This is a genomic window from Kluyvera fluvialis, from assembly GCF_059725275.1.
Genome location: NZ_AP046142.1, coordinates 3,223,768 through 3,246,171, shown reverse-complemented (window position 1 = coordinate 3,246,171; position 22,404 = coordinate 3,223,768). Strand labels below are relative to the sequence as shown.

Here is a 22,404-nt window from a genome sequence, read left to right as displayed (position 1 = left end):
GTTCTACCTGTTGTTTCGATTCATTCAGGCTATGTTTGGCTAAATATTTTTCATCGGCGGGGCGTTATACTCGTCGTGAATTGTGTATAGATTTGTGGGACACGTTCGCAGGAGGAGAGTTATGCGTTCGCTCGGACAGTTGCCGAAAAGCGTCTTAATTTTGGAAACTATCGGCATGATTGTGCTGGCGGCGGCGTGGTTGTCGCTCAACCAGTACATTACGCTGCCTGCGCCATTTTCCAGCCAACTGGCCGCAGTGGTGATGATTTTTGTCGGCATTGCGCTGATGCTGCCCGCCGCTGGGGTTTTGTTTTGGGGAATTGCCCGCACCGTGGCTCCGCAGTTAATGAACTCTAACCTGCCCTCGTCGTCGCCACGAAATAAGGAAAATAAAGATGACTCCGACCATTGAGGTTCTGCTTAACCATCGTTCAATCCGTAAATTCACCGAGCAGCCGATAACCGAAGCGCAGCGTAATGCGATTATCGCCAGCGCTCAGGCGACGTCCAGCTCCAGTTTTTTGCAGTGCACCTCGATTATTCGCATTACGGATAAAGCCATGCGTGCGCAGTTGGTCGAGCTGACCGGCGGACAGGCGCATGTCGCGCAAGCCGCCGAATTTTGGGTGTTTTGTGCCGACTTTAACCGCCACCTGGAAATTTTCCCGGAAGCCCAGCTTGGGCTGGCTGAGCAGTTGCTGTTGGGCGTAGTGGATACCGCGCTGATGGCGCAAAATGCGCTGACTGCGGCGGAATCTCTGGGGCTTGGCGGCGTTTATATCGGTGGCCTGCGCAATAATATTGAATCCGTTACCGAACTGCTGGCGCTGCCAAAACATGTGCTGCCGCTGTTTGGTCTGTGCCTCGGCTGGCCGGATAGCCATCCTGACCTCAAACCACGTCTGCCCGCTTCGATTCTGGTGCATGAAAACCACTATCAGCCGCTGGATAAAGACGCGCTCGCACAGTATGACGAGCAGTTGGCGCAGTACTATTTGTCGCGCAGCAGCAACCCGCGCCGCGATACCTGGAGCGACCATATTCGCCGTACGCTGGTGAAAGAAAGCAGGCCGTTTATTCTCGATTATCTGCATAAGCAGGGTTGGGCAACACGTTAATTTTGTAGGCAAAAATCTGTGGTCGGGCGCATGAACGTGCTCAAATAGCTGCGGTATCATACGCCGGTTTTTGTTGAGGTCTTTTGGAGAGGTAAAGGGTGAAAATCGCCATTTTGTCCCGGGATGGAACGCTCTATTCGTGCAAGCGTCTGCGCGAAGCGGCTGCCCGCTGTGGCCACATTGTTGAAGTGCTCGACCCGCTTTCTTGCTATATGAATATTAACCCGTCGGCCTCGTCGATCCACTACAAAGGGCGTCAACTGCCGCATTATGATGCGGTGATCCCACGGATTGGTTCGGCGATCACCTACTACGGTATGGCGGCGCTACGTCAGTTTGAAATGCTTGGTAGCTATCCGTTAAATGAATCCGTGGCGATTACCCGCGCTCGCGACAAACTGCGCTCGTTGCAGCTTTTGGCGCGGCAGGGTATTGATTTGCCGGTGACCGGTATTGCCCACTCGCCGGATGACACCAGTGATCTTATCGATATGGTTGGTGGTGCGCCGCTGGTGGTGAAACTGGTGGAAGGCACACAGGGCATTGGTGTCGTGCTGGCTGAAACCCGTCAGGCGGCGGAGAGTGTTATTGATGCTTTTCGTGGCCTGAACGCGCACATTCTGGTGCAGGAATATATTAAAGAGGCGAAAGGGCGCGATATTCGCTGTCTGGTGGTGGGCAATGAAGTGGTTGCCGCCATTGAACGGCGGGCGAAAGACGGTGATTTTCGCTCTAACCTGCACCGTGGCGGTGTGGCGACGGTGGCAGATATTACACCTGCCGAGCGTGAGATTGCGATTAAAGCGAGCCAGACGCTTGGCCTTGATGTCGCCGGAGTGGATATTTTGCGCTCTAACCGTGGCCCGCTGGTGATGGAAGTGAATGCGTCGCCGGGGCTGGAAGGGGTTGAAACCACCACCGGGATTGATATCGCGGGCAAAATGATCCAGTGGATCGAGCGTCAGGCGCATCCCGGTTTTTGCCTGAAAATCGGCGGATAATACGGCTGTCGTAGTATATGACCGCTTTTTTGCGTAAGCTATGCGCGAATATCGTCTTTTTTCGGGGCACTTTCTCCCGGTTGTTTTTGAATGTTACTTTACCGTATGAGGTCATAGGCAATATGGATTCTCTCGTCGTCCCGAGTCTGGATACGTTACGTCAGTGGCTCGACGAAATGGGCATGAGCTTTTTTGAGTGTGATACCTGCCAGGCGTTACACCTGCCGCATATGCAAAACTTTGAAGGCATTTTCGATGCCAAAATCGACCTCATTGATAACGTCGTGCTGTTCTCGGCGCTGGCAGAGGTCAAGCCATCCGCACTGTTAGCGTTAGGGGCTGATTTATCGGCGATTAACGCCAGTTCACTGACCGTGAAAGCGTTTTTAGATATGCAGGATGATAACCTGCCAAAACTGGTGGTTTGCCAGTCTTTATCCGTCGCGGTTGGGGTGAGTTTTGAACAGTTTGCTTCTTTCGTCCAGCAAAGCGAAGAACAGGTATCGATGGTGATCCTTGAGGCCTCCGCGCATCAGTTGCTGTACAAAGCGGAAGAAGAAGAGCAGCCGCCAGAAGATATTCAATATCACTTTCTGCACTAATCCTGCCTGTTACCACTCACGAACATGCAACCTGAAGTATGACGAATATCGCGCAGTCGCTACTATATGTGGCTGCGTATCACCTTCTTTTATTCTGCATTTAACCTTTCTTTAAAGATTCTTTCACTGCCTGAAAGCCTCTTTTGGCTTATCAGATAGAATGATCTTGCATAAAAAATTGATAAAAGGCGTTTTTTTCGCTGACCTATAGTCTCTTAACCTGGCTACAGTTATTCTTGCGACATATCGGTGCACCCCCTCGTTATTGCTGGCAGTAATCATTGTTGGCGAGAATTTTGCATTGATAGTGCAGGCAATGACTGTAGGGGAGCCGGGTCTCTTCTCTTTCATGTAGTGTGAAAAAATATGCATGATTTCTGCATACTCTAAATTGCGTGTATTCAGTCCGTTTGTTAACGGGTGACGAGAAGGATAAGAGATATGGCCGGCTTTAATAAAAAATGGTTAACGGGTCTGGTGACGGGGGCGCTGATAGCCGCCTCGGCCAGCGTGCTCGCTGCGGAACAAAAAACGCTGCATATCTATAACTGGTCTGATTATATTGCGCCGGACACGGTAGCAAATTTCGAAAAAGAGAGCGGAATAAAAGTCGTCTACGACGTATTCGATTCCAACGAAGTGCTGGAAGGCAAACTGATGGCGGGCAGCACCGGCTTTGACCTGGTCGTGCCATCGGCAAGTTTCCTTGAGCGCCAACTGACGGCGGGGGTCTTCCAACCGCTCGACAAGAGCAAGCTACCCAACTGGAAAAACCTCGATCCCGAAGTGCTAAAGCTGGTTGCTAAGCATGATCCAGACAACAAATACGCCATGCCTTACCTGTGGGCCACGACGGGTATCGGCTATAACGTCGATAAAGTGAAAGCCGTGCTGGGTAAAGATGCGCCGCTGAATAGCTGGGATCTGGTGATGAAGCCGGAAAACCTGGAAAAACTAAAAAGCTGTGGGGTGTCGTTCCTCGATGCACCTGAAGAAATTTTCGCGACCGTTCTTAACTACTTAGGTAAAGATCCTAACAGCATGAAAGCCGATGATTATACCGGCCCAGCGACCGATCTTCTGCTCAAGCTGCGCCCGAATATTCGTTACTTCCACTCCTCGCAGTACATTAACGACCTCGCCAACGGGGATATTTGCGTCGCAATAGGCTGGGCTGGGGATGTGTGGCAGGCGGCTAATCGGGCGAAAGAGGCGAAAAATGGGGTGAATGTTTCCTACTTCATTCCGAAAGAGGGCGCGCTGGCGTTCTTTGATGTCTTCGCCATGCCTGCCGATGCAAAAAACAAAGATGAAGCGTATCAGTTCCTTAACTACCTGATGCGCCCGGATGTGATTGCCCATATCAGCGATCACGTGTTCTACGCGAATGGCAACAAGGCTTCGACACCGCTGGTGAGCGCTACCATCCGCGATAATCCGGCGATTTACCCACCGGCAGACGTCTTTGCCAAGCTGTTTACGCTTAAAGTCCAGGATCCAAAAATTGACCGCGTAAGAACGCGTGCGTGGACGAAAGTAAAAAGCGGGAAGTAACCCGTCAGGCTTTGCATGTGCACCGGGGCAGTGCAACTGCCCCAATCTGGACACTGGCTGTCGGGCTGGTGTCCAGGGGTTGATATGACAACCGGGTCATATCGATATTTGTTTTTTGCCGGAGAGCACCAGATTGAACGACGCTATTCCCCGCCCACAGGCGAAAACCCGCAAAGCGCTGACCCCGCTGCTGGAAATCCGTAACCTGACCAAATCTTTCGATGGTCAGCACGCCGTAGATGACGTAAACCTCACGATTTATAAAGGTGAAATTTTTGCCCTGCTGGGGGCTTCCGGCTGCGGTAAATCAACCTTGCTGCGTATGCTGGCCGGTTTCGAGCAGCCAACCGCCGGGCAAATTGTGCTGGATGGCGTTGATTTAGCCCACGTGCCGCCGTATCTGCGCCCTATCAACATGATGTTCCAGTCTTACGCGCTGTTCCCGCATATGACCGTTGAGCAAAATATCGCGTTTGGCCTAAAGCAGGACAAACTGCCGAAAGCGGAAATTAGCGCTCGCGTTGCCGAAATGCTGGCGCTGGTGCATATGCAGGAGTTCGCGAAACGTAAACCGCATCAGCTTTCTGGCGGCCAGCGTCAGCGTGTGGCGCTGGCGCGCAGCCTGGCGAAGCGGCCAAAACTGCTGTTGCTTGATGAACCGATGGGCGCGCTGGATAAAAAACTACGCGACCGGATGCAATTAGAAGTGGTGGATATTCTGGAACGCGTAGGCGTCACCTGCGTCATGGTCACTCACGACCAGGAAGAAGCGATGACGATGGCGGGGCGCATCGCGATTATGAACCGTGGCAAATTTGTGCAGATTGGCGAACCGGAGGAGATTTACGAGCACCCGACCACCCGTTACAGCGCTGAATTTATTGGCTCGGTTAATGTGTTTGACGGTGTGCTGAAATCACGCGAAGACGATGGCCTGGTGATTGATGCTCCGGGGCTTGTCCATCCGCTGAAGGTGGATGCAGATGCTTCCGTGGTGGATAACGTGCCGGTCTATGTGGCGCTGCGCCCGGAAAAAATCATGCTCTGTGAAGACCCTCCGGCGGATGGCTACAATTTTGCCGTCGGGGAAGTGGTGCACATCGCTTATCTTGGCGATCTCTCTATTTATCACGTGCGCCTTAAAAGCGGGCAGATGATCAGCGCGCAGCTACAGAATGCTCACCGTTACCAGAAAGGCTTGCCAACCTGGGGCGATGAAGTGCGTCTGTGCTGGGAAGCCGATAGCTGTGTGGTGTTGACGGTTTAAGGAGCGGCGATGAGTAGCTATGAACCTCCGGCTCGTTGGCGCAAACCGGGCGGTATCGCCCTGTGGCTGGCGCGCCTCAATATGAAACACGGGCGCAAGTTGGTGATTGCGCTGCCGTATGTGTGGCTTATTCTGCTGTTTTTACTGCCTTTCCTGATTGTTTTTAAAATCAGTCTGGCAGAAATGGCGCGGGCCATTCCACCGTACACTGATTTAATCGCGTGGGCGGATGACCAGCTCACCGTGACGCTCAATATCGGCAATTACCTGCAACTGACCGACGATCCGCTCTATTTTGAAGCCTATCTCCAGTCTTTGCAGGTGGCGGCTATCTCGACCCTTTGCTGTTTGCTGCTGGGCTATCCGCTGGCCTGGGCGGTGGCGCACAGTAAACCGGCGACCCGCAACATTCTGCTATTGCTGGTTATCCTGCCCTCATGGACGTCCTTTTTAATTCGCGTCTACGCATGGATGGGGATTCTGAAAAACAACGGTGTGCTGAATAATTTCTTGATGTGGCTTGGGGTTATCGATCAGCCTCTGACCATTCTGCACACCAATCTGGCGGTGTACATCGGTATTGTGTACGCCTATTTGCCGTTTATGGTACTGCCGATTTACACCGCACTGACTCGGATCGATTACTCGCTGGTGGAAGCCTCGCTTGACCTCGGCGCGCGCCCGTTAAAAACCTTTTTCAGCGTGATAGTGCCGCTCACCAAAGGCGGGATTATTGCCGGTTCAATGCTGGTATTTATCCCGGCGGTGGGCGAGTTTGTGATACCGGAACTGCTGGGCGGCCCGGACAGCATCATGATTGGTCGCGTGCTATGGCAAGAGTTCTTTAACAACCGCGATTGGCCGGTGGCCTCGGCGGTGGCGATTGTCATGCTGTTGCTGCTGATAGTCCCTATCATGTGGTTCCATAAATATCAGCAAAAACAGATGGGGGAACACGGATGAACAACCTACCGGTAGTGCGCTCGCCGTGGCGTATTCTGATTCTGGTGATAGGTTTTACTTTCCTCTACGCCCCTATGCTGATGCTGGTGGTGTACTCGTTTAACAGCTCCAAACTGGTGACGGTTTGGGCGGGCTGGTCAACGCGCTGGTACGGCGAGTTGTTCCGCGATAATGCGATGATGAGTGCGGTGGGGCTGAGCCTGACCATTGCCGCTGCGGCGGCGACCATGGCAGTGATTTTGGGCACGATTGCCGCCATGGTGATGGTGCGTTTTGGCCGCTTTCGTGGCGCTAACGGCTTCGCTTTTATGATAACTGCACCGTTGGTGATGCCCGATGTCATCACTGGCTTGTCGCTGTTGCTGCTGTTTGTTGCGTTGGCTCATGCCATTGGTTGGCCAGCGGATCGTGGGATGCTGACCATCTGGCTGGCGCATGTCACTTTCTGTACGGCGTATGTGGCGGTGGTTATCTCCTCGCGCCTGCGTGAATTGGACCGATCCATCGAAGAGGCGGCGATGGATCTTGGCGCGACGCCACTAAAAGTTTTTTTCATTATTACGCTGCCGATGATTATGCCTGCGGTAATTTCTGGCTGGTTGCTGGCGTTTACGCTGTCGCTCGACGACCTGGTAATTGCCAGTTTTGTCTCCGGCCCAGGGGCGACCACATTACCGATGCTGGTGTTCTCCAGCGTGCGAATGGGGGTTAATCCAGAGATTAACGCCCTGGCGTCACTGATTCTTAGCGTGGTCGGAATTGTCGGATTTATCGCCTGGTATCTGATGGCACGCGCGGAAAAGCAACGCCTGCGTGATATCCAACGTGCAAGACGCGGATAATCCACTTAAAATCGATAAGGATATGCTGTCTGTGCCGTGAACGTTCGCGGCACTGTTTTCATGGAAGGCAACACATTGGAACTGTTTACTCGAAGCCGTCGGTCACATGCTCGCCTGAATGTCCCTGTTTTGGTGCAGGTGGCGGCGCTCGCCATTATTTTAATTCGCTGTCTCGACCTGCTGATGATTATTAATTTGCTGGGGCTGAATGGTATCGGCGAGTTTATTCAACGTAGCGTACAAACCTGGACGCTGACGCTGGTATTTTTGAGCAGCCTGGTGCTGGTATTTGTCGAAATTGGCTGTGCTTTTTCACTGATAAAAGGGCGGAACTGGGCGCGTTGGCTGTATTTGCTCACCCAAATGATTGCTGCCAGTTATCTGTGGGCCGCTTCGCTGGGCTATGGCTATCCAGAGTTATTCAGCATTGCGGGCGAGACAAAACGGGAGATCTTCCGTTCGCTGGTGATGCAAAAAATGCCGGATCTGCTGGTACTGTGCCTGCTTTTTATCCCCGCATCCTCTCGACGATTTTTCCGCTTACAATAACGGTGATACAATCCACGCCCCCATTTTTCTCAAGGTTTTGCTATGCAGTGCGCACTTTATGATGCCGATCGTTGTCGTTCATGTCAGTGGATTGAGCGGCCAATCGCCGAACAACTGGCGGATAAAATGGCCGATCTCCACGCTTTGCTGGCGGATTTTACCGTCACGTCATGGTGCGCACCGGTTTCTGGCCCAGAGCAGGGGTTTCGCAATAAAGCGAAAATGGTGGTGAGCGGCAGCGTCGAAAAACCGTTGCTTGGAATGTTGCATCGCGACGGTACGCCGGAAGATTTAACCGACTGCCCGCTGTACCCCGACAGCTTTGCGCCGGTGTTTACCGCGCTGAAGCCGTTTATTGCGCGTGCGGGTTTAACGCCGTATAACGTAGCGCGCAAACGCGGTGAGCTTAAGTACCTGCTGCTTACCGAAAGCCAGTTGGATGGCGGCATGATGCTGCGTTTTGTCCTGCGTTCTGAGAGCAAACTGGCGCAACTGCGAGCCGCGTTGCCGTGGCTTCAGGCGCAGTTACCACAGCTGAAAGTGATCACCGCCAATATTCAGCCGGTGCATATGGCGATTCTGGAAGGGGAGCAGGAAATCTTCCTCACCGAACAGCAGGCGCTGGCGGAAACATTCAACGGCGTGCCGCTGTGGATCCGCCCGCAAAGTTTCTTCCAGACTAACCCGAGCGTTGCCAGCGCGCTGTATGCGACTGCACGAGACTGGGTGAGGGCACTGCCGGTTGATCATATGTGGGATCTGTTCTGCGGCGTTGGCGGTTTTGGCCTGCACTGCGCCACGCCAGATATGACCCTGACCGGGATTGAAATTGCCCCTGAAGCCATCGCCTGTGCGAAGCAGTCAGCAGCGCAATTGGGGCTACAAAAGCTGCATTTTCAGGCGCTGGACTCGACTCAGTTCGCTACCGCTCAGGCCGACATACCCCAACTGGTGCTGGTGAATCCGCCACGTCGCGGCATTGGTAAAGCGTTGTGTGATTATTTAAGCCAAATGGCGCCGCAGTATATTGTCTATTCCAGCTGTAATGCCCAGACCATGGCGAAGGATTTTGCCCATCTTACGGGCTACCGCGTAGAGCGTGTACAGTTGTTCGATATGTTCCCGCATACGGCACATTATGAAGTGCTGACGCTGTTAATTAAATCCTGATGGTTCTCATCCTTATCTATTTAATAAATTATTAATCTATAGATATTCATAAAAAAATATCATTCAAATAAATGCAATTAATTAAAACATTGATTGCATTTATTGATATGTTTATTTTTGCAAAATGAATCACATTTAATCACCATAAATCTTTTAATGACCTAATTTGATCACTAGTGTGCTGTTAAGGAATATTTAGCAGGGGTCAATATTATCGGATAAATCGAAAACTATAGGGTGAAGAAGTAATTAATGTCAGTAACAGCTCTGTTCAATGGCTGTGGACTTATTCGCTTATGGAGGGCGCTCGGACAATGTTTTCCAAATTTATAGATGTTATTCAGACATTCCTTACTGAACCAGCAATATTAATAGGTCTATTAGTTGGTATAGGTTATGCACTTGATAAAAAATCACCCATAAAAATTATTACCGGCATGGTGAGTGCGATGGTCGGTTTAATGATGATTTTATTTGGTGGTTTTCAATTTTCAGCAACATTTAAACCTGTTGCCGAGGCAGTAAGTAAAGCCTATGGCGTACATGGCTATTTAATGGATTCTTACGCAATGAAAGCGGCGACGCAAATTGCGCTAGGAGATAATTTTGGTTATGTAGGTTATGTCTTTGTTCTGGCTTTTTTTACCAACCTCATTTTAGTGTTGTTTGGTCGTTTTACCGGCGCGAAGGGGATATTTCTTACCGGTAATACCGGTGTGTCTCATTCTCAGGCCATATTGTGGCTAATTGTTTTTTGGCTGGGATTTGGTTGGGTACAATCCATTCTTATTGCCGGTATTCTGACGGGCGTATTCTGGGCGTTTTCAACAACACTCATTGTTAAGCCGATTGCCAAAATCACCAATAATGCTGGGTTTACCATCGCGCATAACCAAATGATTGGTCTGTGGTTTTTCTCTAAATTTGCGCACAAGTTTGGCGATCCTGAAAAACACGATGCCGAAAACCTCAAACTACCGGGCTGGCTGGCTATTTTTAACCATAATGTAACGGCAATTGCGATTGTCATGACTATTTTTGTCGGTGGATTTCTACTGGCAACGGGGATTGATAATGTACAGCTGATGGCAAAAGGAAAACCCTGGTATATATACATCATTAATCTTGGCCTGCAGTTTTCGATGTATATGGTTATTCTCCTGCAAGGCGTTCGCATGATGGTTGGCGAGATTAATGCCTCCTTTAAAGGCTGGCAGGATCGATTTATTCCGAATGCCATTCCCGCCGTTGATGTTGCTGCTTTGTTGCCTTTCTCCCCCAATGCTGCCACGTTAGGTTTTATTTTTTGTACCTTTGGCACCATTTTTTCAATGGGGCTTCTCCTGCTATTTAAAAGCCCGATTATGGTTTTACCCGGTTTTGTCCCGTTATTCTTTTCAGGTGGTCCGATTGGCGTATTAGCCAACCGAATGGGGGGATATCGTTCCGTTATTATTTGTACGTTCTTATTAGGCATGATTCAAACATTTGGTACGGTGTGGGCCATTCCATTAACCGGTTTAGCAGAAGAGGGCGTTGGCTGGACGGGTATTTTTGACTGGGCAACGGTGTGGCCCGCTATCTGTGAAATGCTTAAATTTATTGCATCAACATTCCATCTCGGCCCATTTGCGGCGTAAACAACAATCACGATTTAAGGATTAAAAAATGAATACGAAAATTAATATTCTGTTTGTTTGTGGTTATGGTGTTGGCAGTAGTGTGATGTTACAAACCGTCGTAACAAAAGCATTGGCAAAATATGATTTTGCTTTTGATATGGAGCATACGGCGGCGGGAGAAGTGGGTGGCTTTACTGATTGGGCAAATATTTATGCAATATCCAAGAAACTGATTGATGTTGTTAGCCTCGACCCGAAGCAAGGTCAATATTTAATACCGATTGAAAATATTATGGATGGGGAAAAAATAGGTAGCCAAATTTATGAAGTTGTTGAAAAGCATTTTCCTCATTTATTGAAAAAAGACTGACTGAGGGTGCGTCATGAAGACGATTATTCTGCTATTTGACAGTTTGAATAAACACTATCTCCCACCCTATGGGGATATGCTGACTCAAGCACCCAATTTCAGACGCCTGGCTGAGCGAGCCGCGACCTTTGATAATAGCTATGTCGGCAGTATGCCTTGTATGCCCGCAAGACGGGAGTTGCACAGCGGGCGATATAATTTTTTACACCGCGAGTGGGGGCCGCTGGAGCCATTTGATGATTCCATGCCGGAGCTTCTGACCAAAGCGGGAATCTATACGCATCTCATCAGCGATCACTTGCATTACTGGGAAGATGGCGGCGGCAATTACCACAATCGCTACAGCTCATGGGAAATTGTACGCGGTCAGGAAGGGGATCACTGGAAGGGGAGCGTTGCCGAGCCAGTGATCCCATCGGTGCTTCGCGTTCCACAGAAACAGAGTGGTGGCGGGGTGTCCGGGCTGTGGCGGCATGACTGGGTTAATCGCGAGTATATCCAACGGGAGGCAGATTTCCCGCAGACACAGGTTTTCAACGCTGGCTGTGAATTTATCGCGAAAAACCATTCGCAGGATAATTGGTTGTTACAGGTCGAAACGTTCGACCCCCACGAGCCGTTTTATACCACAGAAGAGTATCTATCATTATATGACGATACCTGGTCTGGCCCGCATTATGATTGGCCTCGCGGCAAAGTTGAAGAAAGTGAAGAGGCGATAGCGCATATCCAGAACCGTTATCGTGCTCTGGTTTCCATGTGTGACAGGAATCTTGGGCGGATCCTTGATTTGATGGATAAACACGATCTTTGGCACGATACGCTGCTGATTGTTGGCACCGACCACGGGTTTCTGTTGGCAGAGCATGGCTACTGGGCGAAAAATCAGATGCCGTACTACAACGAAATCGCCAATACGCCGTTGTTTATCTGGGATCCGCGAAGTGCAGTGCAAGGAGAGCGGCGATCGGCGCTGGTGCAGATGATTGACTGGGGACCTACGGTGCTGGATTTCTTTCAGCAGCCTGTTCCGCCCGATATGCAGGGGAAGGTGTTAGCCAGCACGATAGCGGATGATACGCCAGTGCGTGATGCCGCTTTATTTGGTGTATTCAGTGGTCATGTCAATGTCACCGATGGCCGGTATGTCTATATGCGAGCCGCGCAGTCGGGAAATGAATGCCTGCTCGCCAATTACACATTGATGCCAATAAAAATGAATTGCCGCTTTGAGCCAAATGAGCTGCGTTCCATCACATTAGCGCCGCCTTTTATGTTTACCAAAGGAGTCCAAACGCTCCGTATTCCGGCGAAGGAGAAATATCCGGGGCTTAGCCAGTTTGGCCATCTTCTGTTTGATATAGAAAACGATCCACATCAGGCTCGTCCCCTTCAGGACTCGTCTATCGAGACTCGTATGTTGGCGGTGTTATCCCGCTTGATGGCGGAGAATGATGCACCTGATGAACAGTTTCAGCGGCTGGGAATTTGCCGAGTAGAGACGTGATAGCTATAACCCGGCCACCGCCGGGTTATTTTTTGCCTTTCTGGCTTAGCGCCGCCGGGATAAGTGGATTACTCAGCAAACCATTTATCAGAGATTTTCTGGTAAGTACCGTCGGCTTTAATGGCTTTTAACGCGCCGTTCAGTTTGGTCAGCAGCGCGGTATTATCCGGGCGTACTGCGATGCCGAGGCCGATACCAAAATATTGCGGATCGGTGACTTTTTCTGTTGCAGCACCCAACTGAGGGTTGGTTTTCAGCCACTCATTCACTACGGCGGTGTCGCCAAATACCCCGTCGATACGACCATTTTTCAGGTCGATAATTGCGTTCTGATAGCTGTCGTAGGCGACGGTTTTCACTTCCGGGTGTTTATCCATCAGGTATTTCTGGTGGGTTGTCCCATTTTCCATACCGATACGTTTACCTTTCAGGTCGTCAAAGGTTTTGAACTCGCCTTTTTTAGCAATCACCAGCGCGGAGTTGGCGTAATAAGCATCGGTAAACGCCACCTGCTTGCTACGCTCTGGCGTGATATCCATACCGGAAATCACCGCGTCATATTTTTTGAATTTCAACGCAGGGATCAGGCTGTCGAAGGCATGGTTAGTAAACGTACATTCAGCCTGCATCTGTTTGCACAGCGCGTTGGCGAGATCGATATCAAAGCCCGCAATCTGGTTATTCGCATCCATTGATTCAAACGGTGGATAGGTTGCGGAAACGCCGAAACTGATTTTCTCTGCGGCGCTGGCCCCTACGGCAACGGTGGCAAGTAAGGCGGCCAATACTAATTTTTTCATGAATGAGCTCCTGTCTGTCTGACTTATTGGATGCTGCCCTGCGTGTGGCATGAGTTAACAATGCCATTGAGTGAATTTGTATGCAATATATTTGAGTAAATATTTTTACACAAAAACAAAAAAGCGGATAGGCCAGTGGCTTATCCGCTTGCGTGTATTTTGTTTATGCAAAAGAGTGTAAGTAAGATCTACCTTAGTTCCGGCGCTCGAAGGCTAGCGCTTTGCGCTCGATAAGGCGCATCAGTAGCGTTAGCAGGCCGTTAACCACCAGATAAACCACCCCTGCCGCGCCGAACACCATCACATCATAGGTGCGCCCGTACAGTAGCTGCCCGTGGCCCATAACCTCCATCAACGTGATGGTATAAGCCAGCGAGGTACTTTTGAACACCAGCACCACTTCGTTGGAATAAGACGAGAGCGCGCGTTTAAGGGCATAAGGCAACAGGATTGCCAACGTGTCTTTCTTATTCATCCCCAATGCGCTACAGGACTGCCACTGGCCTTCTGGAATGGCTCGAATCGCTCCGAAGAACAGTTGTGTGGTGTAGGCCGCACTGTTGAGCGACAGCGCAATCAGCGCGCAAAGCCACGGCTCAGAGAGCAGATGCCACAACACCGGGTAGTTCTGTAACGTTGGAAACTGCCCTGGCCCGTAGTAGATAAGGAAAATCTGCACCAGCAGCGGTGTACCGGTAAACAGCGTGATGTAGCCACGAACCAGCCACACCAGCACCGGTGTTTTCAGGGTTAGGATAATGGTGAAAATCAGTGCCAGTACCAGCGCCACAACAATCGAGGCGACGGTCAGCGTCAGGCTGGTGTGCAGCCCTTTCATCAGTTCCGGTAAATACTCGAGCATCAGCCTGGTCTCCGTTCAAAGCGAGTCGTACGCAGGTCAATGCGTTTGAGAACGTACTGGCTCAGCAGGGTGATGACCAGGTAAATGGCAGCCGCTACGATGTACCAGGTAAATGGCTCCTGGGTACGGGTGGCGATGCTTTTGGTTTGCAGCATCAGGTCATTCACGCTAATCAGCGACACCAGCGCGGTGTCCTTCAACAGTACCAGCCACTGGTTACCCAGCCCCGGCAGCGCGTGACGCCACATTTGCGGCATCACCAGCCGGAAGAAGATAGCGCTTTTCGACAGCCCCAACGCCTGGCCCGATTCCCACTGACCCGCTGGCACGGCTTTCAGCGCGCCGCGCAGGGTTTGCGAGGCGTAGGCCGCGTACAGCAAAGAGAGCGCAATCACGCCGCACAGGAACGGGCTAACGTCAAAGTTTTCAATCTGCATCTGTATCGGAATCTGCACGACACCGAGGTTAAGGGTGAAGCCATCAGAGAGCGTTAACAGTAGCTGTGAAGAACCAAAATAGATAAACAGCACGACCAGAATTTCTGGCAGGCCGCGAAGTACCGTAACCAGCGCGGAACCAATCCATGCAATAGGACGCCATTTTACTGACTCCCACACCGCAAAGAACATTGCCAGCGCTAGCCCGATAATCAGTGCACAAACGGCAAGGCCGACGGTCATGCCGGCGGCGCTTGCTAAAGGAAGCATTTCGTTCATCAAGTCTTACTTCTGGAACCATTTGGCGTAAATAGTGGCGTAAGTGCCATCTTTCTTCACTTTTTCCAGCGCAGCATTAAATTTCTGCTGTAGCTCGGTGTTGCCCTGACGTACGGCAATACCCAGGCCAGTACCAAAGTAACCTTTGTCGGTCACTTTATCGCCTACGGCCGCCAGTTTATCGTTAGATTTCAGCCACTCGGTCACGACTGCAGTGTCACCAAACACGGCGTCGATACGGCCATTTTGCAGATCCAGCTTCGCATTCTGGTAGCTGTCGTAAGGCACAGTGGTGATTTCCGGATGTTTATCCATGATGAATTTCTGGTGCGTAGTACCGTTCTGGACGCCGACTTTTTTGCCTTTCAGCTGGTCGATGCCGGTGAACTTGCCTTTCACACCGATAAACAGGGCAGAATTGTCGTAGTACGGCGTGGTGAACAGCACCTGTTTTTCCCGCTCTGGCGTGATATCCATCCCTGCCATGACTGCGTCGATACGGCGGAATTTCAGGCTTGGGATCAGGCTATCGAAGGATTGGTTGCTGAAGGTACAGGTGGCATCAATCTCTTTACACAGCGCATTCGCCAGATCCACGTCAAAGCCGACTATCTGGTTGTTGGCATCCATTGACTCAAACGGAGGGTAAGATGCTTCGGTTGCAAAACGCAGAGTTTCAGCAGCGGTTGCAGAAAGGCTGAAGCTGGCGAGCAGCGCGGCAATCAGTACTTTTTTCATAGTCATTGTCCTGAGTCTCAGTGAGAAAGATAACTTCTAAATGCTTCAGTCTGTGGGCTGTTAAAGCAGCTTGCATCGCCTTGTTCGACGATATAACCGTTTTCCATGTACACCACGCGGCTGGCCGTTTTACGCGCCACTTCCACTTCGTGGGTGACGATAACCTGAGTAATGTTGGTTTCAGCCAGTTCATGAATGATGCTGACTATCTGGGCGGTAATTTCTGGGTCAAGCGCAGCGGTTGGTTCGTCAAACAGCAGAACCTGCGGCTCCATCATCAGCGCACGCGCAATGGCGACACGCTGCTGCTGACCACCGGAAAGGTGCAGCGGATAGCGATCGCTAAACGGTTTAAGGCGCAGACGATCCAACAGTTTTTCTGCTCGTTGCATGGCCTTATCTTTGCTTAGCCCCAGCACGCGGCACGGCGCTTCGATAAGATTCTGCACCACCGTCAGGTGAGGCCACAGATTGTACTGCTGGAAGACCATACCCACGTTTTGACGCAGTTCGCGAATCGCTTTGTCAGACGGGGCTTTGGCAAAATTGAAATGGTTACCCGCAATCGCCAGCGTGCCAGATTTCGGCATCTCTAGCAGATTCAGCACGCGCAGCAGTGAGCTTTTACCCGCACCGCTAGGGCCAAGCAGCACCAGCGTTTCGCCCTCCGGGCATTGAAGCGTGATGTCGAATAGCGCCTGATGTGCGCCATAAAAGCAGTTAATGCCGTCTAATTTAATGCTCATTGATACCCGTCACGAATGTGTTGTCCTCGCCCTGGAAACGCCAGGTGCTTACTCTGTTGCTATAAATGGGTTCCTCGCTGAAGGTATCAGCCACTGAGGAATTATTAGCAATTGAGGCCACAAATAGTACCTTTGACAGAATAGTTATGCAATATTTGTGCGTTAAAACTTAAATATAAACCAACTTTTCTTTTAAAGTTAGCACAAAATAACGGTCGGGGTGGGGCGAGGGAATAAATGTCGGCATTCCAGTCGGAATGCCAGACATTTTGCCGGAATAATCGCTTTAGCAGAATTTGTTTACAGCTTATTAACGTTTCTCGAGAGATTGACGCAACGAGCCCGCCGGAGCATGAGCGTTCGCCCCCAGATAACGCACATCATCAACGGCCCAGCATTGGCCTTCACGAATCATCAACACTTCATCCTGCCAGCTTTGGCTACCTTGTTTAAAATCAACACGTAACGGAATATTCCGCGCATCGGTATTCGGTATCGTTGAGGCGCTGGCGACATCGGCGCTGTCCGGCACGCTGGTGCTGCTGGAGAACAGGCCAGACTGCATTAATGTGCGTTTGCTCGCATCCTGGCTGCTGTCATTCAGCAGTTTCGCCAGGTTGTCGCTGAAATAGGGGCGAAGGGCGGTGATGTCAGTGCCGCGACGCTGAATTTGACTGTTGTAAAAATTCTGTGCCACGGTGTCCGGGCCGCCTTCTACGCACGGCCCGCTACGGCTGCCGATATCTTTAAACGCCGGTGTCACTGTGGTGCAGGCGCTGAGTAGCAGCGCGGAAGGGAGGAGAAGTGCAAGAGTGGAGTATCGCATAGTAATTCCTTGTTAGTCGTCTCGACATTCATCGCGTCGCCATGCCTCGCTGAAGATTCATTCAATTGCCGATTCAATGCAATGTGAATGATTCAGCATAGATGGGGCATTAGCCACCGCCATGCAGCGGGCGCGATTAATGTATACGATAATGGAGTAATCCCTTTTCAAGCATAGCGTATCGGTTCGATAATGCGTGTCGCGCTGAAAGCTAAGGTATTGAACGTTAACGAAGGAGCAGTCCATGCAATTTTCAACGACCCCCACTCTTGAAGGGCAACCTATTGTCGAATACTGCGGTGTAGTGACCGGAGAAGCGATTTTAGGGGCAAACATTTTCCGTGATTTTTTTGCCGGTATCCGCGATATCGTCGGTGGTCGTTCAGGCGCCTACGAAAAAGAGCTACGCAAAGCGCGGGAAATCGCCTTTAAAGAGATGGGCGAAGAGGCTAAAGCGCTGGGTGCGGATGCGATAGTCGGTATTGATATTGATTATGAAACTGTGGGTAAAGACAGCAGTATGTTGATGGTCAGCGTAAGCGGCACGGCGGTAAAAACGCGCAAATGAAACGTTTCCTGACCGTGGTAATGCTGGCAATGTTGCTGGCGGGATGCGCTGGGGAAGAGAAAAAAACGGTAATCGCCAAAGCGGGATATGTACTGGACACCAGCCGTTCAGCACCTGCGGCGTACCCTCGCGTTAAGGTTCTGGTTATTCACTACACGGCGGATGATTTTGACGGTTCGCTTAAGGCGCTGACCGGCGATCAGGTTAGCGTGCATTATTTGATTCCTGCCGTACCGCCGTTGATTGGTGGTAAACCGGAGATAATGCAACTGGTTCCGGAGTCTAAGCTGGCATGGCACGCTGGCGTGAGCTTCTGGCGAGGCGCAACGCGCATTAATGACACCTCGGTGGGGATTGAGCTGGAAAACCTGGGTTGGCAAAAGTCAGATGGTACTAAGTTCTTTACGCCGTTTGAGCCGACGCAAATTCAGGCGCTGATTCCACTGGCGAAAGATATTATCAAACGCTACAACATTGAGCCGCAAAACGTGGTTGCGCATTCGGATATCGCGCCGCAGCGTAAGGATGATCCCGGCCCGTTGTTCCCGTGGCAGTCGCTGGCGCAGCAGGGGATTGGGGCGTGGCCCGATGAGAATCGCGTAAGTTTCTATCTCAATGGGCGTTCGCCGGATGCGCCAGTGTCAACCGCCAACCTGTTGGATCTACTGGCGCGCTATGGCTATGAGGTCAAACCCAATATGACGCGGATGCAGCAAATGCGAGTGATTGCTGCCTTCCAGATGCATTTTCGCCCGACGCGCTGGGACGGCGTTGCCGATGCGCAAAGCCAGGCGATAGCGGAAGCACTACTGGAAAAATACGGCCAGAGTTAACATGTAATGCTAGCGGTGCAGTTTACCGTGATCTTGCAACCAGGCGGCGGTACGAATAATACCGTCGTCCAGCGAAACAATCGGCTCATAGCCTAATTCTTCCCGCGCACGGCTGATATCCAGCGTAAAGTCGAAGTTCAACTTTGAGACGCCATAATGGGTCAACGAAGGCTCTTTGGCTGATTTATTACCGAAATGCTCCATGCTGCGGGCAATCATGTCCAGCATCGGATACGGAACAGAGCGAATGCGGCAGGTAATTTGCAGCTCATTAATTAACCGCTCAACAATGTTCCGCAGCGTGCGCGGCTCGCCGTTGGTGATGTTATAGGCGCGCCCGGACGCCAGATTGTCGCAGCGCGGCTGGCTGGCAAGCCACATCGCGTGAACGGCGTTTTCGTAATAGGTCATATCCACCTGCGCATGGCCGCCGCGCGGCAACAGCACGCTACCGTAGTGGTGCATCATCTGCGCCAGGCGTGGAATAAAGACTTTATCGTGGGGGCCAAAAATACTTTGCGGACGCAAGATGGTGAAGCGGGTATTCGGGTTGGCTTGTGCCAGCAGTTGGATAACTTCTTCGCTGGCGGCTTTGCTTCGCGCAAACTCGTTGGCAAAACGGTGTGGGCGGAAATCTTCTTTGATGTCCCGATGGTGATGGTAGTCAAAATAAAGGGACGGCGAGGAGATATGGATAAAGTTGCGTACGCCCCAGGCTACGGCCCATTCGCCAAGACGGCGGGTGGCGCGAACGTTGGCTAAATCAAAGGCCGCCTGTGTGCCCCAGGGGGATGTAAAGCTGGAGCAGTGCCACAGGGTATCTACGCCCGCCAGCATCACTTTAGCCTGTGAGGAGACAAGCTCGGTAAGGTCGGCATGGACAAATTCTGCGCCCATTTTTTCCAGCAGTTTGCCCATTGCCTCATTGCGACCACTCGCTCTGACGCTAATGCCTCTGCTGCGTAGATATTCAACCGCGTTTCTGCCTAAGCCGCTGGTTGCGCCGGTGACCAATACCTTCATAGTAATCCACAGTGTAAAAAAAGAGTTTCGTACGCATTCTTCCGTGTATTTCACTTGTATGCAATGGGAAACTAAGAGGAAAAATGTTTAAAGCGCACTTTTTCCTGTCGCTTCTTCTGCTAAGCGGGCAATTTTCCTCGCCATTCCTCGGAAGATAAACAGGTGCGCGGGAATCATCAACAGCCAGTACATTAATCCTGGCATACCGTGTGGATGCCACCAGGCGCGAACGTCCAGCTCGCGATGGCTGCCTTTATCCACCAGCGTAAAACTGAGGCGACCCAGGCCGGGAGCCTTCATGCCAAACAGTAAAGTTAGCGCTTTTTCCGGCTCAACGATAATCACTTTCCAGCTATCGACATTATCGCCCGTTTGCAACAGTGGGCGGGCAGGGCGGCCTTTTGCCAGCCGATGGCCGACTAACAAGTCCATCGCCGCACGAGTCTTCCACAGAGCATTACCGAAGAAATAGCCCTCTTTGCCACCGAGACGGTTAACCACCTGCCACAGCGCCGACAGGCTTGCCGAAGTGCTAACGGTAAAACCGGCCTGCTTGGCAAAAAAACCGTATTCAGGACGCCAGCGGGCGAAAGCCTGCGCGTCGTAACCCCAGTCGCTGGAGTTCATGAGCTTTTTTTCTTCTTCCAGCGTGCGTCGAACGGCTTCATCAAAAGGGATCAGCGTTTGTGGGATCAACGCGCGTAATGCGCGATCGTCTGCCACAAGATCGTGTTTCAGCCCCTGGATCAACGCTTTGGCGATCGTCGGCGGTACGGAAGTAATCACATTTAAGAACCATACCGAAATCCAACGGGTGGGCAGTGGGATGGGAATCAACAACCGATGGCGGCCACTGACCGCCATAAAATGCTCGAACTGCTGTTGATAAGTCAGCACTTCCGGCCCTGCCGCTTCAAAGACACGGTGCTCGGCGGCGGGGTGGTTGAGCAACTCTACGAGATAAACCAGCAAATTCTCCAGCGCTATCGGCGTAGTGCGCGAACGCACCCAGCGCGGCGGCGTGAGTATCGGCAGGTTATAAACCATGTCGCGCATCACTTCGAACGCCGCAGAGCCCGCACCGACGATAATCCCTGCGCGCAGTTCGCTGACGGGCACGGCTGCATCGCGCAGGATATCAGCCGTAAGCTGGCGCGCGTGCAGGTGTGCCGACTGTTCATGAGCCGGAGCCTGGAGCGAGCTTAGGAAAATCAGTTGGTTAACCGGCGTTTCTCGCAGCGCGTTGCGCACGTTTTCCGCAACCCGGCGTTCATGGGCGATAAAATCTTTGCTCTCGCCCATGCCGTGCACCAGATAATAGACGGTATCCACGCCGCTCAGCAGCGCGGAAAAATCACGGTTTTTTTCCAGATCCACCGAATAGCAGGTGACTCCCGCCAGTTGTAATTTTTGCAGCCGCTCGATTCGACGCGCCACCGCCCGCACCGTATGCCCGCGCTGGCTGAGTTCACTGACCAGATGTTGGCCGATATAACCACTAGCACCAAACACCAAAATAGTTTGTGGCACGTCGCATTCTCCTTAGCGGGCTAAAAAGGCCTTCCAGTGACTGACGACTTCAGTCAACTGCTGGCGGTTAACGTCCAGATGCGTCACCAGGCGCACGATAGGAGAGGCGTTAATCAGCACGCCACGGTCGAGCATAAATGCGCCCAGCGCGCTGGCGTTGGCTTCTCCGACGCGAACAAACAGCATGTTGGTGTCATGGCGCATCACATCCGCGCCGATTTCGCGCAGTTGTTCGGCAAGCCAGGCGGCGTTGTCGTGATCGTCTTGCAGGCGAGCGACGTTGTTTTTGAGCGCATACATCCCCGCCGCCGCGAGGATCCCGGCCTGGCGCATACCGCCGCCGGTCATTTTGCGCCAGCGGATAGCGCGCTTGATGTAGTCGTGATTGCCCACGAGCAGAGAGCCTACCGGTGTGCCCAGCCCTTTTGACAGGCAGATAGTGAACGAGTCGCAGTATTGCGTAATCTCTTTCAGCTCGCAGCCGTAGCTGACCAGGGCGTTGAAAATACGCGCGCCATCGACATGCAGCGCCAGGCCTCGTTGGCGGGTAAAGTCCCACGCTTCTTTCAGGTATTCACGCGGTAGCACTTTGCCGTTGTGGGTATTTTCAATGCTCAGCAGTTTGGTTCGCGCGAAGTGGATATCGTCAGCTTTGATTTTGGCTGCCACTTTATCGAGCGGCAATGTGCCATCCGGCGCGGCATCCATCGGCTGCGGTTGAATACTGCCCAGCACCGCTGCGCCACCGGCTTCATACAGATAGTTATGAGCGCCCTGGCCCACAATATACTCTTCGCCGCGCTCGCAGTGGCTGAGTAACGCCACCAGGTTGGCCTGTGTTCCAGTAGGTAAAAATATCGCGGCCTCTTTGCCCGCCAGTTCGGCGGCATACTGCTGGAGCGCGTTAACGGTTGGGTCGTCGCCATAGACGTCATCGCCAACCGGGGCGGAGATCATGGCATCAAGCATGGCTTGTGTAGGGCGGGTTACGGTATCACTGCGTAAATCAATCACGGCATTTCCTTATAGGGACGCGGAATAATGACTCCAGTTTTACCTGAGCCGATGTGTTTACGCTAGTTTGATCAGAGATTTGCCTAACTGTGACATTGCGTACACGTTTTTATAAAAAGAATCGTTATCCTTCTCATTCCCCTTATTTTAGGTGGGTTTATTTTCGCCATCAGGCGTCGTAGT

Annotated in this window: 24 protein-coding genes; 15 read left to right on the top strand and 9 right to left on the bottom strand. The window is 51.7% G+C overall.

Annotated features, from left to right (window positions below; translation table 11 throughout):
- Positions 1-121: 121 nt before the first annotated feature.
- The 13 genes from AC6I4B_RS15315 to AC6I4B_RS15255 all read left to right on the top strand — a co-directional run bounded on the left by AC6I4B_RS15315 (position 122) and on the right by AC6I4B_RS15255 (position 12,565).
- Positions 122-412, top strand: coding sequence for a YbjC family protein (locus AC6I4B_RS15315; protein ID WP_497766297.1), 291 nt, complete (start codon positions 122-124; stop codon positions 410-412).
- A complete protein-coding gene (gene nfsA / locus AC6I4B_RS15310; RefSeq protein ID WP_497766295.1) occupies positions 396-1,118 on the top strand; it encodes an oxygen-insensitive NADPH nitroreductase in 723 nt (240 codons plus the stop codon). The genes AC6I4B_RS15315 and nfsA overlap by 17 nt, the downstream gene beginning before the upstream one ends.
- 98 nt (positions 1,119-1,216) lie before the next feature.
- A complete protein-coding gene (rimK, locus tag AC6I4B_RS15305; RefSeq protein WP_497766294.1) occupies positions 1,217-2,119 on the top strand; it encodes a 30S ribosomal protein S6--L-glutamate ligase in 903 nt (300 codons plus the stop codon).
- Between the two features lie 122 nt (positions 2,120-2,241).
- Positions 2,242-2,721 (top strand): type III secretion system chaperone family protein, encoded by a 480-nt coding sequence (locus tag AC6I4B_RS15300; protein WP_497766292.1) that lies wholly within the window; start codon positions 2,242-2,244, stop codon positions 2,719-2,721.
- Positions 2,722-3,162: 441 nt separating this feature from the next.
- On the top strand, positions 3,163-4,275 hold the full coding sequence (gene potF, locus AC6I4B_RS15295; RefSeq protein ID WP_497766290.1) for a spermidine/putrescine ABC transporter substrate-binding protein PotF: 1,113 nt from the start codon (positions 3,163-3,165) through the stop codon (positions 4,273-4,275).
- A 133-nt stretch (positions 4,276-4,408) separates the two neighbouring features.
- The gene (gene potG, locus AC6I4B_RS15290) at positions 4,409-5,542 is read left to right on the top strand and encodes a putrescine ABC transporter ATP-binding subunit PotG (protein ID WP_497766288.1); all 1,134 of its coding nucleotides are present in this window, start codon (positions 4,409-4,411) and stop codon (positions 5,540-5,542) included.
- 9 nt (positions 5,543-5,551) lie between these two features.
- Positions 5,552-6,505 (top strand): putrescine ABC transporter permease PotH, encoded by a 954-nt coding sequence (gene potH, locus AC6I4B_RS15285; protein WP_497766286.1) that lies wholly within the window; start codon positions 5,552-5,554, stop codon positions 6,503-6,505.
- Complete coding sequence (gene potI / locus AC6I4B_RS15280) at positions 6,502-7,347, top strand: putrescine ABC transporter permease PotI (RefSeq protein ID WP_497766285.1); 846 nt, start codon at positions 6,502-6,504, stop codon at positions 7,345-7,347. Before potH ends, potI begins: the two co-directional genes overlap by 4 nt.
- Positions 7,348-7,407: 60 nt before the next feature.
- Positions 7,408-7,896: a YbjO family protein gene (locus tag AC6I4B_RS15275; RefSeq protein WP_497766283.1), complete on the top strand. Its 489-nt coding sequence runs from the start codon at positions 7,408-7,410 to the stop codon at positions 7,894-7,896.
- A 42-nt stretch (positions 7,897-7,938) separates the two neighbouring features.
- Positions 7,939-9,066: a 23S rRNA (uracil(747)-C(5))-methyltransferase RlmC gene (gene rlmC / locus AC6I4B_RS15270; protein WP_497766282.1), complete on the top strand. Its 1,128-nt coding sequence runs from the start codon at positions 7,939-7,941 to the stop codon at positions 9,064-9,066.
- A gap of 296 nt (positions 9,067-9,362) precedes the next feature.
- The gene (locus AC6I4B_RS15265; protein WP_497766280.1) at positions 9,363-10,706 is read left to right on the top strand and encodes a PTS sugar transporter subunit IIC; all 1,344 of its coding nucleotides are present in this window, start codon (positions 9,363-9,365) and stop codon (positions 10,704-10,706) included.
- Positions 10,707-10,734: 28 nt separating this feature from the next.
- Positions 10,735-11,058, top strand: coding sequence for a PTS sugar transporter subunit IIB (locus tag AC6I4B_RS15260; RefSeq protein WP_497766278.1), 324 nt, complete (start codon positions 10,735-10,737; stop codon positions 11,056-11,058).
- A gap of 13 nt (positions 11,059-11,071) precedes the next feature.
- Positions 11,072-12,565 carry a sulfatase gene (locus AC6I4B_RS15255; protein ID WP_497766276.1) on the top strand — a complete coding sequence of 498 codons (1,494 nt, stop codon included), beginning with the start codon at positions 11,072-11,074 and terminating at the stop codon, positions 12,563-12,565.
- A 68-nt stretch (positions 12,566-12,633) separates the two neighbouring features.
- Here the strand turns inward: AC6I4B_RS15255 and artJ are convergent, their stop codons facing one another.
- From artJ to AC6I4B_RS15225, 6 genes are all read right to left on the bottom strand, one after another.
- Complete coding sequence (gene artJ, locus AC6I4B_RS15250; protein WP_497766274.1) at positions 12,634-13,365, bottom strand: arginine ABC transporter substrate-binding protein ArtJ; 732 nt, start codon at positions 13,363-13,365, stop codon at positions 12,634-12,636.
- Between the two features lie 193 nt (positions 13,366-13,558).
- Positions 13,559-14,227, bottom strand: a complete 669-nt coding sequence (gene artM / locus AC6I4B_RS15245) for an arginine ABC transporter permease ArtM (RefSeq protein ID WP_497766273.1) — start codon at positions 14,225-14,227, stop codon at positions 13,559-13,561.
- The gene (gene artQ / locus AC6I4B_RS15240; RefSeq protein WP_497766271.1) at positions 14,227-14,943 is read right to left on the bottom strand and encodes an arginine ABC transporter permease ArtQ; all 717 of its coding nucleotides are present in this window, start codon (positions 14,941-14,943) and stop codon (positions 14,227-14,229) included. The genes artM and artQ overlap by 1 nt, the downstream gene beginning before the upstream one ends.
- Before the next feature lie 6 nt (positions 14,944-14,949).
- Entirely contained in the window at positions 14,950-15,681 is a 732-nt protein-coding gene (gene artI / locus AC6I4B_RS15235; protein WP_497766269.1) for an arginine ABC transporter substrate-binding protein ArtI, read from the bottom strand.
- Positions 15,682-15,698: 17 nt separating this feature from the next.
- Positions 15,699-16,427: an arginine ABC transporter ATP-binding protein ArtP gene (artP, locus tag AC6I4B_RS15230; RefSeq protein WP_497766268.1), complete on the bottom strand. Its 729-nt coding sequence runs from the start codon at positions 16,425-16,427 to the stop codon at positions 15,699-15,701.
- Positions 16,428-16,737: 310 nt separating this feature from the next.
- The gene (locus AC6I4B_RS15225; RefSeq protein ID WP_497766266.1) at positions 16,738-17,253 is read right to left on the bottom strand and encodes a lipoprotein; all 516 of its coding nucleotides are present in this window, start codon (positions 17,251-17,253) and stop codon (positions 16,738-16,740) included.
- 244 nt (positions 17,254-17,497) lie between these two features.
- Here AC6I4B_RS15225 and AC6I4B_RS15220 point away from each other — a divergent pair, with 244 nt between their 5' ends.
- On the top strand, positions 17,498-17,821 hold the full coding sequence (locus AC6I4B_RS15220; RefSeq protein ID WP_497766264.1) for a heavy metal-binding domain-containing protein: 324 nt from the start codon (positions 17,498-17,500) through the stop codon (positions 17,819-17,821).
- Entirely contained in the window at positions 17,818-18,654 is an 837-nt protein-coding gene (locus tag AC6I4B_RS15215) for an N-acetylmuramoyl-L-alanine amidase (RefSeq protein ID WP_497766262.1), read from the top strand. The genes AC6I4B_RS15220 and AC6I4B_RS15215 overlap by 4 nt, the downstream gene beginning before the upstream one ends.
- Positions 18,655-18,663: 9 nt before the next feature.
- Here AC6I4B_RS15215 and AC6I4B_RS15210 read toward each other — a convergent pair whose 3' ends face one another.
- The 3 genes from AC6I4B_RS15210 to ltaE all read right to left on the bottom strand — a co-directional run bounded on the left by AC6I4B_RS15210 (position 18,664) and on the right by ltaE (position 22,221).
- Positions 18,664-19,677: a 3-beta-hydroxysteroid dehydrogenase gene (locus AC6I4B_RS15210; RefSeq protein ID WP_497766260.1), complete on the bottom strand. Its 1,014-nt coding sequence runs from the start codon at positions 19,675-19,677 to the stop codon at positions 18,664-18,666.
- Between the two features lie 87 nt (positions 19,678-19,764).
- On the bottom strand, positions 19,765-21,207 hold the full coding sequence (locus AC6I4B_RS15205; RefSeq protein WP_497766258.1) for a DUF2867 domain-containing protein: 1,443 nt from the start codon (positions 21,205-21,207) through the stop codon (positions 19,765-19,767).
- A gap of 12 nt (positions 21,208-21,219) precedes the next feature.
- Positions 21,220-22,221, bottom strand: a complete 1,002-nt coding sequence (ltaE, locus tag AC6I4B_RS15200) for a low-specificity L-threonine aldolase (RefSeq protein WP_497766257.1) — start codon at positions 22,219-22,221, stop codon at positions 21,220-21,222.
- Positions 22,222-22,404 lie beyond the last annotated feature (183 nt).

Coding starts and splice junctions, on each gene's coding strand:
- AC6I4B_RS15315 (WP_497766297.1), top strand. CDS start 122: ATGCGTTCGCTCGGACAGTTGCCGAAAAGCGTCTTAATTTTGGAAACT.
- nfsA (WP_497766295.1), top strand. CDS start 396: ATGACTCCGACCATTGAGGTTCTGCTTAACCATCGTTCAATCCGTAAA.
- AC6I4B_RS15300 (WP_497766292.1), top strand. CDS start 2,242: ATGGATTCTCTCGTCGTCCCGAGTCTGGATACGTTACGTCAGTGGCTC.
- potF (WP_497766290.1), top strand. CDS start 3,163: ATGGCCGGCTTTAATAAAAAATGGTTAACGGGTCTGGTGACGGGGGCG.
- potH (WP_497766286.1), top strand. CDS start 5,552: ATGAGTAGCTATGAACCTCCGGCTCGTTGGCGCAAACCGGGCGGTATC.
- potI (WP_497766285.1), top strand. CDS start 6,502: ATGAACAACCTACCGGTAGTGCGCTCGCCGTGGCGTATTCTGATTCTG.
- AC6I4B_RS15275 (WP_497766283.1), top strand. CDS start 7,408: ATGGAAGGCAACACATTGGAACTGTTTACTCGAAGCCGTCGGTCACAT.
- rlmC (WP_497766282.1), top strand. CDS start 7,939: ATGCAGTGCGCACTTTATGATGCCGATCGTTGTCGTTCATGTCAGTGG.
- AC6I4B_RS15265 (WP_497766280.1), top strand. CDS start 9,363: ATGGAGGGCGCTCGGACAATGTTTTCCAAATTTATAGATGTTATTCAG.
- AC6I4B_RS15260 (WP_497766278.1), top strand. CDS start 10,735: ATGAATACGAAAATTAATATTCTGTTTGTTTGTGGTTATGGTGTTGGC.
- AC6I4B_RS15255 (WP_497766276.1), top strand. CDS start 11,072: ATGAAGACGATTATTCTGCTATTTGACAGTTTGAATAAACACTATCTC.
- artJ (WP_497766274.1), bottom strand. CDS start 13,365: ATGAAAAAATTAGTATTGGCCGCCTTACTTGCCACCGTTGCCGTAGGG.
- artM (WP_497766273.1), bottom strand. CDS start 14,227: ATGCTCGAGTATTTACCGGAACTGATGAAAGGGCTGCACACCAGCCTG.
- artQ (WP_497766271.1), bottom strand. CDS start 14,943: ATGAACGAAATGCTTCCTTTAGCAAGCGCCGCCGGCATGACCGTCGGC.
- artI (WP_497766269.1), bottom strand. CDS start 15,681: ATGAAAAAAGTACTGATTGCCGCGCTGCTCGCCAGCTTCAGCCTTTCT.
- artP (WP_497766268.1), bottom strand. CDS start 16,427: ATGAGCATTAAATTAGACGGCATTAACTGCTTTTATGGCGCACATCAG.
- AC6I4B_RS15225 (WP_497766266.1), bottom strand. CDS start 17,253: ATGCGATACTCCACTCTTGCACTTCTCCTCCCTTCCGCGCTGCTACTC.
- AC6I4B_RS15220 (WP_497766264.1), top strand. CDS start 17,498: ATGCAATTTTCAACGACCCCCACTCTTGAAGGGCAACCTATTGTCGAA.
- AC6I4B_RS15215 (WP_497766262.1), top strand. CDS start 17,818: ATGAAACGTTTCCTGACCGTGGTAATGCTGGCAATGTTGCTGGCGGGA.
- AC6I4B_RS15210 (WP_497766260.1), bottom strand. CDS start 19,677: ATGAAGGTATTGGTCACCGGCGCAACCAGCGGCTTAGGCAGAAACGCG.